Genomic DNA, 16,355 nt, shown 5'->3' on the forward strand with positions numbered 1-16,355 from the left:
ACCCCCTCTCAATTAAAGTTTTTTATAAAGCGAGAAAAAATAATGCTGCGCATTAATATTCTAAACCCAAATTCGTAAACATACTCAGGTTTAGCTGCATCCTTAATTTTGGAAAGCGCCGACTTAATTTCTTCCATATTCATGTATTCTGACATCCTTGGATCCTTGATATTCTGCTCGATTTCATGAATGAAAGCAGGCCATGAAGGAGCCATCCGGTGAACACCATCAGCGCCTTGAACGCCTCTGGATTGTTGATTTAATCTAACCTTATCGGGTAAATGGTTAACCGTTGCCCTTCTTATTAAAGATCTGTCTACACCGTTTTGAACAAATTGTTCGTCTGGCACAGACAAGCAGAAGCGAGCAACTCTTAGATCATTCGTTGGGTCACGTTCCCATAAGGAATAACGTAATGATAATTTGGTTCCTATGGTACCGTTTAAACCCCAATAGTAAAGCTGTTCGAACTGATTCTTTCTTATATCATAGGCACTTTGGCTTGAGTAATCTGTTCGATTAAACCCATGCTTCTCTATCAATTCATCAATATTTGTCTTTTTGGCAAATTGGGGGTTAATTAACTTTGGAAATACTTCATTGTCCTTGGAGGGAGCATTTCGCATGAAATGTGGGAATGCTTTCTTTCCAACCAAGGATAAAATCCTTTTTCTTCCTACACCCATATTCGCACTAAAATGCTTTACTTCTTTATACAGCTGAATCCATTTTAATTTTTTCATTAGAATAGCTTGATAGTCTATGGCTGGCCCCCAAGATATGGTCCAATTCCCTCTCTGACCATTTAGAAGGACACCGATCCCCTGTTCTTGGGCTTTCTCATAGATCCCCTTTAGCCAAAAGGAATTCTCAAAAAATTTATAGGGCATCTCCATCGTTTCAAGCCAGTTATCAATTTCCGATAGTGGGCTAAGTCCTTTGAAGTCCAAATAGTTATCCTTTATATTGCCTACATGTTCAACCGTGGAGCGAATATAAGGTCTTTCATCAGCAAATCTACTCCTGGGTGTCCAATCATCCTTAAAATCGTCAACAGGTATATAACTGTAGGTATGTAATAATTTATTCTCATTCCGCAGGGCTTTAGCGGCAAAGCTTGCAACAGAACCAGAATCAAGTCCCCCACTAAGATGTGCACCTACCTGCCGATGAGTACGTAATCTTGACGTTACTGCTTTTTGAAAAACATCACGAAATGCTTCTTCATACTCTTCATTTGATTTAAGCTTTAAAGTTTCCCCTGCAGCTAAAGTGCAGTATTTGGAGAACGTTACCCTTCCATCTATCACTGATATACTATGAGATGGCGGTACTTGCTCTATATCCTCATATACAGTAGCTGAGCAATCTATTGCATCAACTGTCAAAGGAATGGCTAGAAATTGTGCAACCCAATTTTCATTAAGTTTTTTTGCGATTTCTGGCAAAGTAAGTAATGGTTCAATGATCGTGCTAAAGGCAAATCGATCTGTAGATTTATGGAAATATAACGTTCTTGTTCCCGAAAAGTCCCTAGCTCCAAAAAGTGATTGCTTACGTTCATCCCAAATCATAAAGGCAAAGTCACCTATTAGATACTTCGGGGCATCCAATCCCCATTTCACGTAAGCAAGTAAAATCAACTCACTATCCTTGATTGTTACTTTCTGGTCTCGATCTATTTGAAGTAGATGAAACAATTCATCACGATTATCAATGATCGCGTCCGCTGTAATGGCCAGCCGTCTTTCGGAATCATAATAAGGATTTCGTTCACCGACCGATTCGGGTGTAATCCACTGTGCATGACAACCTAGGAAAACTTTCCCCTGCTGCCATGTCTGAACATCGTCTGAAGGATACTTAGCAAATCCTTGCATCAATTTATGGCTATGTTCAGCATTCACAGGCTCTTGGTCCAGGTGAAAGATTCCGGCTATTGCACTCATACGTTTCCTCCATATTTCTATATGATAAAAGGGAATCTCGCCCTTCATCGTTCTCATTAAAGAACGTTGCTATTCAATTAATTTACTTCTATTTACTTGCATGAACTTGTGAGAAATTCTTTTTCATTCTCTCACGTCGTTCTTTATCGAGAACAACCTCAGAATATCATCTTCTATCTTTGCTGTCAACAACTTCCTACATCTTTTTGATCTTATGCGTGAACTTCATATTTCCTACGCTATACATGAAATTAACGAGTGCTGCCCAAGTATGTTTCATCGAATCAAAATCGAAAAATTCATAATAGACCCAATTTACATATTGCATATATGTCTTATGATTTCGATCTCTTATTGCGTTGTATTGCCACCATAGGTTGATCCCTTTTTTAATGGGCAGCTCTTTGATGCTTGCTAGATGCGGAAAGTGGTGGTAGACAATAGCTAGTGTTCTAACGATCCTTCTCAGGGTTTTGTGGGCAGCGGCGTCCTTCTGTAAACGGGTGTAGTCAATATTGTCCTGCAGGGTATGTATCATTTGGATGATGTCCAAAAAATATTTAATAGAACACAAATTATGCCTCCAACCATGCAAACAAATCATATAAAACGTGTGATAATCCGATAATTCCTTGATATACCGGTATGATCCTATGGTTGTAGCCTGCTCCCAGAATTCATCCATATTTAACTCAGATGTTTTTTCTTTCATCAAATCCCAATGTAACTCAATTGTCAGAGGAATTGGTGAATCAGGTATTTCTTTACTGAAGCTCCAATGGAAATGGGATGGGATCCGCTCCTGCTCTAATGTATACCCCAGTGATTTCACACAATGAATAGCTCTTTCTAGATCAAAAGGATGCACTAAAAGATCAATATCGGACGTACATCTAGCTCCTAAGTGTCCAAAATACTTTTCAGCAAAGAAAGTGCCTTTAAGGGGGATTGTTTGAATTCCCGCTTCTTCAAGTTTTTCTAAAGCTATTTTCGTTTGACTTCGGATAAAAACATTTTGATATAAGGCACCATTATATTTTTGTTGTAACCTTTCCTGAAAAAACGACGGCATTTGCACCAATTGCCCCCGCTGCTTTAATAACCAATAAATCTGCGGTGATATATCAAAAAACTCAATATCCTCGAGTGCCTTTTCAAAAAACTCTATTTCCTGGGGCATGGGGACTCTTGGATCATATAACGCTTGTATCAAAGTGATGATCAACGAGCTCTCCCCTTTTCTGAAATCCCTTCTGATTTAAACTGCGATACAGCCCATTCTCCAGCAGTAAATCTCTATGATGTCCTGTTTGGACAATTTCCCCTTTGTCCATGACAATGATTACATCCGCATTTTGAACAGTCGATAATCGATGTGCAATGACAAGAGTTGTGCGGCCAGCCATTAATCTGTATAGAGCTTCTTTTACTTGATGCTCAGTCTCATTGTCCAAGGCGGAGGTAGCCTCATCCAGCAGGAGGATCGGGGCATTTTTTAACACCGCGCGGGCAATAGCCATACGTTGTTTTTGTCCACCGGACAGCCTTATCCCTCTTTCCCCAATTTCAGTGTCATAGCCACGAGGAAGAGATATGATGTAAGGATGGATGTTGGAAATCGTGGCAGCCTGCATCATCTCCGCATCCGTAATGCCCTCTCGAGCTAATAGGAGGTTTTCCCTTATCGTACCGCCAAATAGAAAGGTTTCTTGAGAAACATGGGCAAATAAACTCCTTAATTCGGAAGGCGCGAACTCTTCACTAGAACGATCATCAATGAAAATCTTACCTAATTGCGGTTTGTAAAATGCTAAGAGCAGATTAAATAATGTCGTTTTCCCTGCCCCGCTCAAACCGACTATGGCAACGACCTTTCCGGCCGGAATCTGCAAATTTAAATGATTGAAAATGTCGTTATGTCCATCATAGCTAAATGTGATGTCCTGAAACTGAATAGACTTCATTAATGGCTTAGATTGGACGGCTAACGGTAAATCTGTTGATTCGGTTGGCTGCTCCAAGATCTTGAATATTCTTTCCATAGCTGAAGATGATCTTTGAAAGCCTGCCCATTGTCCTGCGAGCTCTGTCAATGGATAAACCATATGGTTAACCAGGTTAACAAAAATTAGCAAGGAACCTACTGATATTAATCCTAATGAGACGTAATACGAGCCCATGCAGAGGCTTACAAGAAAAGTTATCGTAGAAACAGCGTGACCCCCTACATAAAACCATCCACGCAGTTTTGCATTCCTTAACTCTAGGGTATAGAGTTCTTGATTTTTACTAACATATTTCGCAAATATTGATTTTTCCATGGTAAAAGATCGAATGACTTGCAAACCATGAAATGTTTCATTTAGAAGGGTACTAATATTTCCTATCAGGTTATGAATCAATCTGCCATTGTTACGGAGTAATAAACCAAAGATAACACTAAATAGCATAGCAATCGGAGCAACTAGTACGCATATGAGCGCCAATTTCCAACTAATTTGTATCAAATAAATCAAAACAGCCAGATAGATAAAGGGGAGTCTTATAAGATCAATTAGACTTCTGCCGATAACACCATTAATGCTATGAATATCATTAGAAAAATGGGACATCAGCTCACCAGAATGGTGGTTGGAAACATGCATTCCAGATAAAAGCAATATATGTTTAAATAAGTGTACGGAAAAATCCCTCTTCACAGCATTTGTTGCAATGGTTTCAAAAACAGTATTCAGATAAGTCGAAGAAATACTAAGGATAACAAAGCTAACTCCAATGGGAATTAACCATTTCATACGTACGAAGTTACTTTGAATAGCAGCGTCCGTTAGGTTTCCAAAGAACCACGAATAGGCCAACGTTAGGGTGATATCAACAAATAACAAGAAAAAGAGAATTGCATACGCCTTCCAGTGCTGCAGCATATATGGAGTCAGTAAGGTGTAGGTTTTCTTAATGTCTTTGAAAGTAATGTATTCTCTAACGGCAAGTAGGTACCTTCGAATTATTCCTGTCATATGGACACTCCACAGAAAGTCTACACTTGCGTGCTTTCTCTTCGATTTAAATATACTCTTAACAATAGTGATATCATGGGGAATGAGAGGACGGTTTGGCCCCAAACATAAGCGGCTAGATTCGTTACATGGATGATCCGCTCATTTCGCCTAATCCAGATCATCTTGCCAATCATCTGATCAAGTAGAATAGCCTCATCATGTGCTAAGTTGGTATCTCCCTTACAAAGGTAATGCAACTGCTCATTCCTAGTTACCAATCGGCAAAAACGATGGGCGACTAAGTTTCCATGAGGTGTATGAAATAGGATGATATCGCCTTTCTTTATGTTTGCAGCCTCCGTGGATACAAAACGGCAGATATCCCCTTTTTTTATACAAGGATACATACTCGTTCCTCGAGCCGGAAGCTCGATCCATCCTCTCTTTTCCATTGTATGAGTAATAAGCTGTAGGAATTCCTTACGAAACTGCATATTGAACCAAGCCGCGTCCAATCATATCGTTCAAGAACGCTTCAATATCTTCTTCAACCGTTTCGTCGACAGATTCATACTCCTTCCGAATTGCTTCGCTAAGGGAACTTACCGTCTGAGCTGCGCCAAGCAATGACCAGCAAAATCCGCCCACTCCGTTTAACTTCGTTAAGTTATACTCATCTGTGTTCAAAATAATCCATTCCATATCCAGTTGAATAGACTCATAATCATTCATCCGAAGGTACTGGGTCATTACGAAATCAACTCCCAAAATGTATCGTTTTTTTGAAAATGCAGCTCGCATATCGAGACCGAGTTGACCAATTGCTGCAACAATTGAAGTATATCCCTGATTTCTTCAGGGCTGTGAGACCAGTAAAACACTTTATCCATGAGATGAAGGAATCCACTCGACTTGCTAAGCGGAACGATGTGATTATCGGCGGCCTGATTCAATAAATAAATCCCGGCTAGCGGACTATTTTCTTCAGCGCCTGTTGTTCTGTCCAGCTCACTTCGAAATGGGGAGTTAAAGATGGTCACCTTATCTGGCGTAATTTTGACAACAGTTGCTTCATCGGAAAGAAGGTTACGAGGCATTGACAGTTTAGCTGCGGTAGATTTACCAGCACCTGAATGGCCTGCAAACAGATACGCTCTTCCCTTGTCCATGACGCAGGAAGAATGAATTAACAGTCCCCACTTGTGATGAACCACATAGGAGCTGTACATATTCATTAAGGCATGCTTTAAAGCCAATTCATTGTTTACGGAAATAACAGCGTAACGATAATCCAATTCTGTTTCAATCAAATAATCAGCCCTGCGGAAGGAGACGCTATCGACTTCTTTGGTAATTTCGACGTAATAATCAACAAAGGGAATCCCATATCCCTCTTTGATATAAATAATGAGATCAGGTTTACTACTTACGATCGGATCCGCAGCTGGGAAATTCTTATGCATGATGCCCATTAATGCTTCAGATTGACAAATCAAATGAATGATATGCTCACCAATTTGTGTATAAAAGAGTTCCATGCTTCATCCCCTGGGGTCGAATTGAAATTCGAGGTCAATAGCCTATCACTATTGACCTCCTTGAATAAAAACTTACTTGTGCTTACCGTTGCCGCCTCCGTTACCATTATGTGGTCCGGTGTACGGAGGGTTCGGATAATTAATGCCGCCATTCCCTGTGCCTGGGTGATTCAGATTACCGTGGCCTTTATTCCAGCTTTGAGCTGTCTCAAAACGAACCGGTTGTTGACTTAAAACCATGGGGCGCTCATACAATTTTTGTTCCCTCTTCACGTTTTCTTCCATCGTTTCACTCTCCTATCGTCTCAAAGTTTGGATAAGTCGTCTTGCTTCCCCGAAGGGTGTATCAATAATTTCGTATATACGAAGATATACCGTAGTTTCAAACCGATCCAAGTCAAAATTAATGGTCTGTGTTCCGCTAACCAACTTGTTCTCGCCAGTAAACGAAAGAACCTTCGATACCATAATTCTGTTCTTGGCATCGACCAATTCGAGCCTCATCTTGGAGAAGCTTTGATCGACGACGACTTCATCCTGAAGCTTAATATTAAAATCCAAATTCAGCTTATAGGAGTAGGGCAAGCTTCCCGATGCCATATTATAGTTGGCCCCTGTTGACCAATCATTCAATGTAACTTGAAAAGGGTAGAAGGCAAGGGACTTATCGCTTGTCTCTTCCATAACCTTTGTCTTGAATGCAGCAAGCGGAATGTTGTAGGGTTCAACACTCTTCGTATCCAAAATCTGCATCGCCAACTGCTCACCAGTTTCCGTGCTCGGAATGATAAAAGAATAGTAAATGACGTAGCTTATATTCGGAATAAGCGTTTCTACCAGCGTATTTTGTCTGGTACCTAAGTATTTATTGCCGCTAACGCTCGACAACTCCGCCTGGAATTGAGGAACCTGCAATGGATTTTCGCTATGATTGAGCAGCTTGAACTTAGCAACTGCTGCTTTGAAGCCCCCGCCGGCGCTTTCATGCAATTGTAAATCCACCATGGAAACATCCACTTCAGGTCTTATCAACTTGTATAACGGATCAAACTTAATAGGCTTATTCCATTCATACTGTACTAATTGATTCAAAAAACGCAGATTGTTATCAGCACCTGGCAGTGTAATCATCAATCTACCTATTAAATAATTGTTATGCGTTTTGTCATCAACTGCAAAGTCTTCGGGCGTTAGGATAGATAAGCTCTTCATTTCCATCCTATTCCTAACTGGAATAGCATAGTGGATATAATGCTGCTCACCTGGTTCAAGTAACAGCTTATCTTGTTCCAGCCTTTTGCCGGTGTATACCTTTTTGTCGGATACTCCGTTTATTCGAAAATCAGGTATCGCTGTTTTCTTATCCCCCTTATTCGTTGCAAGCAAACCTACAATCGTCATAGGGCCCTCTTTTGTATTCTGTTCATTAAGGCTAATCGGTTTGTATTCTACCGTGCTCGATAACACTGGGATCGTAAACGCATCTTCCCATTTCTTCATCACAGCGGGATCAGAAAGGACAGCCTTCTCCCCTTTCCATTCTATGGCTGATACAGGAATAGATATGATTCTCTTTTCTTGTTTGGGATAGACGAATTCATCGACATCCAACCATGAAAGTTCGGTCAATGAGAAAACGTCATAACGATCGACTACATTCATATAACTAAGCTCGGCAGTTTCTTTGGGTTGAACATTTTTGACATTAGTTTGACTAGGACGCATGACATATTCCAAGCCTTCTTGTGTCTTGACGCGAACCTCATATTCCGGGACCCCAGTCAATCGATCTCCATCGTTATATATGCGTACAACGGCGGCAATTCTAGTTCCTTCTGAGGTTGATTCATTTAATATGCTTTTGACTTCCACCTTGATCGCATCGGTTAGTTGATAGCTAGTCAGATTCGATGACTGCGTATATTTCTCATCTGCCAATGCATGAAAGGACGCAGATGGAATCACTAGAGAGACGGATAAGATGAACATGACCATCGTATGTTTCCAATTTATTTTCAATTCAAGTCACTCCATTTTTCATTATTGCTCTTCAATAGCCGTCATTTGGACTTTTTCTTTGTCTCTTAACTGATTAGGATTGGATTTAACGACCAATTCCCCTTCTTTGACACCGGAAAGCACTTCTTGATTAGGCTCATTTAATCTACCAAGCTGCACGCTGCGCTTCTCAACCATATCTCCCGTAAGTACGAATACGAAGGCATCATCACCCTCTTTAACGATACTATACGTTGGAACTGTGGGGACGATTTGTTCTTTCTCATCTGTCATTTGAATCCTTAGCTTCATGCCAGGCTTCAAAGTCAAATCTTTGTTAGGCACTTCTAGGTTGATTTCATAAGCTTTCGTTTGCGGGTCGATCACTTTGGAAAGATAACTGATTTTCCCTTTATACTTCTGCTTTGTTCCTGCTATGTAGTAGGACAGCTCTGTCTTGTCACTTAAGTGTCTCGTTTCTTCTTCCGCCAGCTGAGCTTTAATCTTAATCGGATCCAGCCTCTGAATGACACCGATGGGAGCACCCGGCTGCAAGGACATCCAGCCCTCTAACGGCATCTCCGATAACAGGCCACTTACAGGGGCTTTTACTTCAAGACTTTTCATGGATTGATCGATCTGCTGCAAGGTAACTCGGGCATTTTTGAGCTGATCTTCCAATTCGGAAGTAGCATCAATCGGTTCCAAAATGCTTAGCTTATGCTTGAGCTGATCCAGATCCAAGCGGGCATTCATCATTTGGTTTTCCATCTGATACAGCTGGGCTTTCGTAACCAGACCAATATCATAGTCGTTCTTCATTTTATTGTAATTCCGCAGCAAGCTCGTCATGCCTAACTCCATTTTTTGAATGGTGTTGCTCATTTCAAGCTTCTGGCTTTCCATTTCTTTTTTTGCTCTAATTTTCGCTTTTTCTATGGCTTCCTGGGCCGTTTTGACAGCTGTATCCGCTGCTTCTCGCTGGGCTGAGACCTCGCTTGACTTCAACTTGACGATGACGTCTCCTTCTTGAACCATCTCCCCGCGCTTTTTCAGGATTTGGTCAATGTCACCAGCAACCTTGGCTACTACGTCAAATTGAACGGAGGATTGAACTTCGGCTGCACGTTCGAGCGGATCTCCAATTTTTTGATTTATGACCTTAAATACTTTAACACTTTTTAATGCTTGCACCTGAGAATTAGCATCCGGATTTAACGGGGCTGTATCAGAGCATCCGGCCAGAATTCCAAAGCTCAGCGTCAGGATGCAGGCGGTTCTCACGGCTCGCCGATGCGGCTTTCGTCTTTTTTGTCTCATTAGCTATAAACTCGCTCCCCTTGCTACAATTTTTTACAGATAAAGGTTACAGATAAGTTTCCGCATGATGGTCTTTTATTTCGTTCATAACCACCCCAATCAACTTGGCTTTCGCCAGCATAAGCTCCTCTTTCACCTTCTTGGCTGCGCCACGCTTCACCTTGCCATATTCCACAATGAGAAGCACCCCATCGCACTTGGTCGCCATTATTTTGGCGTCGGTTAACGTTAAGACCGATGGTGTATCCACAATAACCATGTCGTATTTCGCCCTTAGTTCGACCAAGAGGTCATCCATAGATTTCGATGCCAATAAACTGGACGGATTCTGCTGCACAGGTCCTGTGGTCAAAATAGACAGATTTTCAATGATTGTTTCCCGTATGATCCCGTCCAATGCGTTCCGATTAACCAAATAATTCGTCAATCCAATGCCATTATCTTCACCAAATGCAAGATGGATGGAAGGATTTCGCAAATCCGCATCAAGTAGAATCACTTTTTTTCCGATCTGAGCATAAGCCACTGCCAAATTAACAGCTGTCGTCGTTTTCCCTTCACCTCGGCCAGATGAAGTAATCGTAATCGTCTTCGCCTCACGTCCGAAGACGGAGCATTCGATATTAAATCTTAAAGAACGATATGCTTCTGAGGTGGAGGAATCCGGATGGACTTGCATCATAATCGTCGAATTATTGGATGGTTTTGGCATATGACGGTTCCCCTGCTTTTTTTCTAGATTTATTTTTTTGCTTGGTTCGCAATTCTTTGTTTTTCACTTTTGGTATGTACCCTAATGTCGATACTTCAAATACCTCGCGAATATCTTCATCTGTCTTTAACGTATCATCTAAGGCATCAAGCAGGAAGGTAAGACCGACCATGACAGCTAGGGAGGCTACAAAGCTCAAAATGAGGTATTGATTTGATTTTTGATTAATGGGTATTGGTTTGTCCTGTACTTTGGCTCTATTTAATATGGTGATATTATCAACTTTCATAATCTTGGGAATTTCGGATTGAAAGACATCCGAAACGGCGTTCGCTATTCTCACTGCTCTTTCTTGGGAAAAATGCCGTGCAACGATCGACATGACTTGCGTTTCATTGAGATTAGAAACATTGACGATTGAAATTAGTTGGTCTGTGGATACATTTAAATCGGGGTATCGTTGAACTACTTTATCCATAATAGCTGGGGTTCTAATGATTTCCTTATAGGTATTAATGAGGGCCATGTTAACACCGATCGCGCCGTAATCGATTTGTTCCGTGCCTGATTGAGCCTGTTCAAAGGTTTTATTGACGATCAACTTGGTCGAAGCCTGGTAAATGGGCTGATAATTGGATGAGGTATACCAAGCAGTTAGAATGGTCGTCACCAGTACGACTAAAACGATGAGCCACAAGCGCTTCTTTATAATCAGTAAATATTCTTTAAAATTGATTTCCATGATTCCCCTCCGTAGGAAGTCTACTTTTACATTTGGTAGAAAACAACGCATCCTTTGATACTATTTGTATCATGATGTTAAGTATTACTTTAAGATACTTTTTGTATCATGTCAATATAATTATTGCTATTTAGGTTCCAAATTGTATCAAAGAAAATCGTCATAAAAAAAGAGAAGAATTCCTGTTTCAGGAGTCTTCTCTTGGGTCATTAACTCATCCCTATTGTCGTTATTCTACTTGATTCATTCGTTCGATTGGAAAGTGTTAAAGCCTGCTGCAGAAGCATCGCAAGCAATTTCCGCATCGAGCCTATACCAATTTTGCTCATAATATTAGCCAGATGTATTTTTACAGTTTTCTCACTGATGAAACAACTTTCAGCAATCTCACGGTTGGTATATCCATGGGTAACAAGTAGAGAAAGAATTTCCGATTCACGCTGCGTAAGGCCGTAATTCGCAAAAAACTGATGAAAAACCAGCTCCGGTTCCTTGGTTAGCTCCACATTTACGTAACTTTCATGTACCGTAATCAACCTATTTGTCATCCGATAACTTCCTTTATATATATGTCTAATTGATTGTCAAACGATCTCTCATATTACAACTTCACTTATATGGATATGTCTTTCTCGACTTAGATCTAGAAATGACTCGTCAATCTTAACAAGCGGGTTCGTATCATCCGTAGGATTAATATAAACGACCTCTCCCCAACGTCCATCGGTTAGCTTCACTGTTCTGCCAATCAAATTCTGTATGATATTGGTCAGAAATACAGACACAATGTGGGGGTCCAATTCTCCGAAAAACCCTTTCCTCATCCGACTTACAACCTCGTAAAAGGGCATCATTTCGTGATAAGGCCTCTTCGATGACATCGCGTGAAAGACATCGGCAACCGCAACAATTCGGCTCATTCGATCCATCTGGCTATCCTTTAATTGCAAGGGGTATCCAGTGCCATCTGCCCGCTCATGATGCTGTAGGGCAACTAGAGCTACTCTATAGTTAATCCCTACCGTTTCCTTAAGCATATTATAGCCTAGAATCGTATGGCGCTTTATTTCGTCGTACTCTTCAGAGGTTAATTTCCCCGGCTTCAATAGAATCTCTTGTGAAATCTTGATCTTACCAACATCATGCATCGTAGCTGCCAGCGATAATAACGCCACTTCATTATCAGCCCAATTTAACCATTTACCAATCAACGTTGAAAGTATACCTACACCAATATTGTGCTGATGTGTATACTCATCTTTCGCTTTGACAGCTTGAAACAATTGAAATAAATCGGGGTTCTCAGCAGCCTGCTGAACAATAGGAATCAAATCATTCTTGATTTCCAGCAGTGGAATCTTTTTCTGCGATTGAATACGCTCGAATAAGTCCTTTGCATATTGGGAAGCTTTTTGGACAAGGAGTTGGGAAGAATCCGGTGGGGATACAGAATCAAGCTTATGCTCATGCATGGTTGTCGTAATGATACCCATAAAGTCAATGCGATGCTGCCGAAACAAATCCAAATGCTCTTGATTGAGAACCGATTGACTTGGTACCAAAACAAGTCCATGGCTTGTTGTCACATCGTATTTCAACATCTTACCCAATAGTTCTCTCAATAAAGCTCGCTCCAATTATTTCAAAATATAACCAATTTCAATTATATACGACAAAATTAGTACAATCTATGGGTCGAAATCCCATATTTTTTTGGAATATCTAGGATGAATAACCTATTCCATTCCTAGAAATAACCAAAAGTAGGACTATTGATCTGCTTATTACGTTCAATTGACGCTAAATGCACATCGTGACATCCGTCTACCCTGCTGCATATAGTAAGTATCGACTAATCCGCTTTTACCTAAGGAGGAAATTACGCAATGGCTTCAGACAACAAACAAGAGCATCGTGAATTGGAAACTGAATTATTACAGCCTGAAACTACGGAACAGTCCTATCCTAATTCATATCCACAAACTGTTCCTTATCCATACGGCTATGCTGTACCGCAAGCTTACGCTTGGGTGCCTGCTTACGATCCGCGCGGCTTAGGCGGCATGTTCGGACTTCCGGGTTTCCCTGGGCAACCTGGATTCCCCGGATCTGGCATGTCTCCTGGTTTTCCTGGGCAGCCTGGCTTCCCCGGGCAACCTGGCTTTCCTGGGCAACCTGGCTTTCCTGGACAACCAGGCTTTCCCGGACAACCAGGTTTTCCTGGGCAACCTGGATTCCCTGGGCAACCTGGATTCCCTGGGCAACCGCAAGGAGAAGGGCAAGCCCCCACTTCGGCACCTCCAGCTTATACACCGCAGAAGCCGTTTAAAGCGGAAGGTGTCTCCGCTTATGCCGTAGACCCGGGAGCTATTTCCCGCTGCTTGTTTAATTTCACTTATGTCTGGCTCAGCAACGGTCAACAGTTCTGGTATTTCCCTACTTTTGTCGGACGCAATTCGATCGCAGGCTTCCGTTGGACTGGGTTCTCTTGGATGTATTTCGGTATCGATTTGCGCTTCATTGACTCATTTACTTGTTAAAAAAAGGCGAAAAGAAAAACCTTGAGCCATTTTTTCATGTAGCGAGTTAGCTAGAAATAAATAAGCAAGCTCAGTTTGCTTATTGACTCTAATATCGAAGCATCTCGTCATATTAGACCACAGTGCGTGCTTATTAGCTGTTAAACGTTACTTTCAGAGCGTATTAGCCTGGAATAAGCACACCTAGCTTGCCTATGTAATCATAACAGGGACTATTAAGACAAATAAGTATCTTCAGTTGCCTTACTCACTTCATGGACCATAAATTCCTATATGTAAATAAAGAAGGCTGCCATTCTCATCAAGAGAATGACAGCCTTCTTTTCTTTAACCTTCCTGCCAAGCAAAGCGGTATCCGATCCCAGGCTCCGTAAGGATATACTTCGGTCTTGTCGGGTCCACTTCAATCTTTTTCCTCAGATGACCGACATACACTCTCAAGTATTGGCTGTCTGACTCATACTGCTGACCGCCCCAAACTTGTTTGAGCAATTGTTTATGAGTCATCACTCGTCCAGCATTCAGGGCGAGTACTTTCAACAAGTCGTATTCGGTCGGTGTTAATTTGAGTTTCTCATCATTTAGCTCTACACTACGTTGAGATAAATCAATAACTAAATGCCCCAATCTCAACACCGGTTCATCTTGCGTCTTGGCGATATGCCGTAAGGCAACTCGCATACGGGCCATAAATTCGCCCATGCCAAACGGCTTCGTTACATAATCGTCGGCACCGCGATCCAATGCAGCAACTTTATCTTGCTCCTGGTCTTGAGCCGTAAGAATAATGATGGGCACCTGCGACCACTCACGGATATGCGCTAGCACTTCCATGCCCGTCATATCAGGCAATCCTAGGTCTAAGACAATTAAATCAGGGCGCACCATCGTAGCCTGCAGCATGCCTTCTTGACCGGTAGAAGCTTCAGCTGCTTCAAAACCGTGTGCGGTTAGAGTGACGCGCAGTAATTTTCGAATTTGTGGTTCATCATCAATGATTAAGATCTTCGCCCCTGTGGTTGTCATTCCTATCCCCGTCTTTCTCAGCGAATTGTAAAGGCAAGCTTATCCGAATAGCCGTTCCTCGATTCCCATTCATCATAGCTGCAATATGGCCGCCATGTGCTTCCACAATGCTTTTGCAGATCGCAAGCCCTAGCCCTGTTCCTGGGATATGTTTGGTTAAATGGCCTCTATAAAATTTCTCAAATACCCGCTCCAAATCAACTGAAGCAATGCCTGCACCCTCATCCTTGATGGTCAACTCAAGCATGTCTTGGTTGTGATCCGCTTCAATCACAATTTCGCTCCCATCAGGCGAATACTTAATGGCATTACTAATCACATTAATCAACACCTGTTCAATAAGAACTTCGTCAAGAGGTACCGACGGAAGATCTGCAGCAAGACGTATATTTACTTTTCGATGCAGCAAAGCATCGTTCAATTGCGTAAGAGCAACACCTACAATATCCTCTATCCCACACCACTGTTTATTTAAACGCAGCATGCCGCTCTCAATCCGAACCATACCCAGTAAATTGCCTACTAACCGGTTCATCCGGGTAGCTCCCTCACGAGTCGTTAGTAATAACTCTCGTCGATCTTCAGGACCGAAGACGTCTTCCCCTTCTAGAAGTCCGGTTACGGAACCAATGATGGTTGCCAGTGGCGTTCGCAATTCATGTGAAAGCGAGTCCAGCAGCGCGGTACGCAGTTTCTCCGATTCTACCGTTAATTGCGCCACCTTGGCTTCATTCGCTAGTTTAACGCGAGATATCGCAACGGCCACAAGATCGGAGAGCGCTTCGATGATCCGAATAAGCTCCGGCATATCTAACAAATTTCTATCGCCTATATGAACAGCAAGCACGCCATGGACCTGCTGATCGGTAGCTAAAGGGACATGCAGATCCGATGATTCACCCAATGTACGAGTACCTCGACCCGCAATGGAATTATGTTTATTCACCCATGCGGCGATAGACAGGTGAGATTCATCATTAGCCCAATCTCCGCCATCTTTAGAGTAGGCTTCCAACTGCTGTTCACCCAACTGGTTTGGCAAAATGATTGCAGCCTTAGCATCAAGCGTATCGGATATATGCTGAACAATCTGATTCAATAGTACATCTAAGTCTGAAAAGGCTGTAATCTTACGACTTAGCGCATACAGAGCAGCCGTATTTGCTTCTCTCTGCTGGGCTTGATGGATTTGACTCCGCAGCTTTGAAGCTAAACTTGACGTAAGGGCTGCAACGGAAAAAAATACAATAAAAGAGATCACATAACGCAAATCTGTAACCGTCATACTAAAAACGGGAGGCACAAAAAAGAAATCAAACGCCAATATCCCCATTCCCGCAGCAAAAAAGGAGGGTCCCCTCCCCCATCTTACGGCACTAAAAAGAACAGGAAATAAATAGAGAAGCGCAATATTAACTAAATCCAAAAAAAGACCAAAACCCCTTAGAAATATGGTCGATACTGCAATATAAATAGCGATAATAAAATAAGATTTCCAGTTAATAAATTCATTTGTTTTATTCACCATATT

The 16,355-nt window shown here is 41.7% G+C and carries 16 protein-coding genes; 1 reads left to right on the forward strand and 15 read right to left on the reverse strand.

Going from position 1 to position 16,355, the window contains the following annotated elements; genetic code table 11:
- Nucleotides 1-8: 8 nt before the first annotated feature.
- From GC102_RS19195 to GC102_RS19255, 13 genes are all read right to left on the reverse strand, one after another.
- Entirely contained in the window at nucleotides 9-1,949 is a 1,941-nt protein-coding gene (locus GC102_RS19195) for an asparagine synthase-related protein (RefSeq protein ID WP_171690972.1), read from the reverse strand.
- Nucleotides 1,950-2,145: 196 nt separating this feature from the next.
- Nucleotides 2,146-3,174: a nucleotidyltransferase domain-containing protein gene (locus GC102_RS19200; protein ID WP_171690973.1), complete on the reverse strand. Its 1,029-nt coding sequence runs from the start codon at nucleotides 3,172-3,174 to the stop codon at nucleotides 2,146-2,148.
- Nucleotides 3,143-4,966, reverse strand: a complete 1,824-nt coding sequence (locus GC102_RS19205) for an ABC transporter ATP-binding protein (protein WP_171690974.1) — start codon at nucleotides 4,964-4,966, stop codon at nucleotides 3,143-3,145. Before GC102_RS19205 ends, GC102_RS19200 begins: the two co-directional genes overlap by 32 nt.
- Nucleotides 4,967-4,986: 20 nt before the next feature.
- Nucleotides 4,987-5,442 (reverse strand): signal peptidase I, encoded by a 456-nt coding sequence (locus GC102_RS40620; RefSeq protein ID WP_376769387.1) that lies wholly within the window; start codon nucleotides 5,440-5,442, stop codon nucleotides 4,987-4,989.
- Entirely contained in the window at nucleotides 5,429-5,698 is a 270-nt protein-coding gene (locus GC102_RS19215; RefSeq protein WP_171641716.1) for a PqqD family protein, read from the reverse strand. Before GC102_RS19215 ends, GC102_RS40620 begins: the two co-directional genes overlap by 14 nt.
- Complete coding sequence (locus GC102_RS19220) at nucleotides 5,698-6,486, reverse strand: hypothetical protein (protein WP_171690976.1); 789 nt, start codon at nucleotides 6,484-6,486, stop codon at nucleotides 5,698-5,700. Before GC102_RS19220 ends, GC102_RS19215 begins: the two co-directional genes overlap by 1 nt.
- Nucleotides 6,487-6,558: 72 nt before the next feature.
- A complete protein-coding gene (locus tag GC102_RS19225) occupies nucleotides 6,559-6,771 on the reverse strand; it encodes a hypothetical protein (protein ID WP_171690977.1) in 213 nt (70 codons plus the stop codon).
- A gap of 12 nt (nucleotides 6,772-6,783) precedes the next feature.
- Complete coding sequence (locus GC102_RS19230; RefSeq protein ID WP_171690978.1) at nucleotides 6,784-8,505, reverse strand: hypothetical protein; 1,722 nt, start codon at nucleotides 8,503-8,505, stop codon at nucleotides 6,784-6,786.
- Between the two features lie 21 nt (nucleotides 8,506-8,526).
- Nucleotides 8,527-9,804 (reverse strand): efflux RND transporter periplasmic adaptor subunit, encoded by a 1,278-nt coding sequence (locus GC102_RS19235; RefSeq protein ID WP_171690979.1) that lies wholly within the window; start codon nucleotides 9,802-9,804, stop codon nucleotides 8,527-8,529.
- Nucleotides 9,805-9,850: 46 nt separating this feature from the next.
- Nucleotides 9,851-10,516 carry a CpsD/CapB family tyrosine-protein kinase gene (locus GC102_RS19240; RefSeq protein ID WP_171641707.1) on the reverse strand — a complete coding sequence of 222 codons (666 nt, stop codon included), beginning with the start codon at nucleotides 10,514-10,516 and terminating at the stop codon, nucleotides 9,851-9,853.
- A complete protein-coding gene (locus tag GC102_RS19245) occupies nucleotides 10,497-11,258 on the reverse strand; it encodes a YveK family protein (protein ID WP_171690980.1) in 762 nt (253 codons plus the stop codon). The genes GC102_RS19240 and GC102_RS19245 overlap by 20 nt, the downstream gene beginning before the upstream one ends.
- A 209-nt stretch (nucleotides 11,259-11,467) precedes the next feature.
- Nucleotides 11,468-11,806 carry a response regulator transcription factor gene (locus GC102_RS19250; protein ID WP_171690981.1) on the reverse strand — a complete coding sequence of 113 codons (339 nt, stop codon included), beginning with the start codon at nucleotides 11,804-11,806 and terminating at the stop codon, nucleotides 11,468-11,470.
- 48 nt (nucleotides 11,807-11,854) lie between these two features.
- Entirely contained in the window at nucleotides 11,855-12,880 is a 1,026-nt protein-coding gene (locus GC102_RS19255; RefSeq protein ID WP_171690982.1) for an HD-GYP domain-containing protein, read from the reverse strand.
- 492 nt (nucleotides 12,881-13,372) lie between these two features.
- Between GC102_RS19255 and GC102_RS19260 the strand changes: the two genes are divergently transcribed.
- Complete coding sequence (locus GC102_RS19260) at nucleotides 13,373-13,798, forward strand: collagen-like triple helix repeat-containing protein (RefSeq protein WP_216628104.1); 426 nt, start codon at nucleotides 13,373-13,375, stop codon at nucleotides 13,796-13,798.
- Nucleotides 13,799-14,125: 327 nt separating this feature from the next.
- Here the strand turns inward: GC102_RS19260 and GC102_RS19265 are convergent, their stop codons facing one another.
- Together GC102_RS19265 and GC102_RS19270 are read right to left on the reverse strand one after the other, a co-directional pair.
- Nucleotides 14,126-14,824 (reverse strand): response regulator, encoded by a 699-nt coding sequence (locus GC102_RS19265; protein ID WP_171690984.1) that lies wholly within the window; start codon nucleotides 14,822-14,824, stop codon nucleotides 14,126-14,128.
- Nucleotides 14,790-16,352: an ATP-binding protein gene (locus tag GC102_RS19270; protein WP_171690985.1), complete on the reverse strand. Its 1,563-nt coding sequence runs from the start codon at nucleotides 16,350-16,352 to the stop codon at nucleotides 14,790-14,792. The genes GC102_RS19265 and GC102_RS19270 overlap by 35 nt, the downstream gene beginning before the upstream one ends.
- Nucleotides 16,353-16,355 lie beyond the last annotated feature (3 nt).

It is taken from the genome of Paenibacillus germinis, assembly GCF_013141785.1.
Classification (GTDB): Bacteria; Bacillota; Bacilli; order Paenibacillales; family NBRC-103111; genus Paenibacillus_E; species Paenibacillus_E phytorum.

Excerpts from the sequence above, each read along its gene's own strand:
- GC102_RS19195 (WP_171690972.1), bottom strand. The coding sequence starts at position 1,949 with ATGAGTGCAATAGCCGGAATCTTTCACCTGGACCAAGAGCCTGTGAAT.
- GC102_RS19205 (WP_171690974.1), bottom strand. The coding sequence starts at position 4,966 with ATGACAGGAATAATTCGAAGGTACCTACTTGCCGTTAGAGAATACATT.
- GC102_RS40620 (WP_376769387.1), bottom strand. The coding sequence starts at position 5,442 with ATGCAGTTTCGTAAGGAATTCCTACAGCTTATTACTCATACAATGGAA.
- GC102_RS19215 (WP_171641716.1), bottom strand. The coding sequence starts at position 5,698 with ATGACCCAGTACCTTCGGATGAATGATTATGAGTCTATTCAACTGGAT.
- GC102_RS19220 (WP_171690976.1), bottom strand. The coding sequence starts at position 6,486 with ATGGAACTCTTTTATACACAAATTGGTGAGCATATCATTCATTTGATT.
- GC102_RS19225 (WP_171690977.1), bottom strand. The coding sequence starts at position 6,771 with ATGGAAGAAAACGTGAAGAGGGAACAAAAATTGTATGAGCGCCCCATG.
- GC102_RS19235 (WP_171690979.1), bottom strand. The coding sequence starts at position 9,804 with ATGAGACAAAAAAGACGAAAGCCGCATCGGCGAGCCGTGAGAACCGCC.
- GC102_RS19240 (WP_171641707.1), bottom strand. The coding sequence starts at position 10,516 with ATGCCAAAACCATCCAATAATTCGACGATTATGATGCAAGTCCATCCG.
- GC102_RS19245 (WP_171690980.1), bottom strand. The coding sequence starts at position 11,258 with ATGGAAATCAATTTTAAAGAATATTTACTGATTATAAAGAAGCGCTTG.
- GC102_RS19250 (WP_171690981.1), bottom strand. The coding sequence starts at position 11,806 with ATGACAAATAGGTTGATTACGGTACATGAAAGTTACGTAAATGTGGAG.
- GC102_RS19260 (WP_216628104.1), top strand. The coding sequence starts at position 13,373 with ATGTCTCCTGGTTTTCCTGGGCAGCCTGGCTTCCCCGGGCAACCTGGC.
- GC102_RS19265 (WP_171690984.1), bottom strand. The coding sequence starts at position 14,824 with ATGACAACCACAGGGGCGAAGATCTTAATCATTGATGATGAACCACAA.
- GC102_RS19270 (WP_171690985.1), bottom strand. The coding sequence starts at position 16,352 with ATGGTGAATAAAACAAATGAATTTATTAACTGGAAATCTTATTTTATT.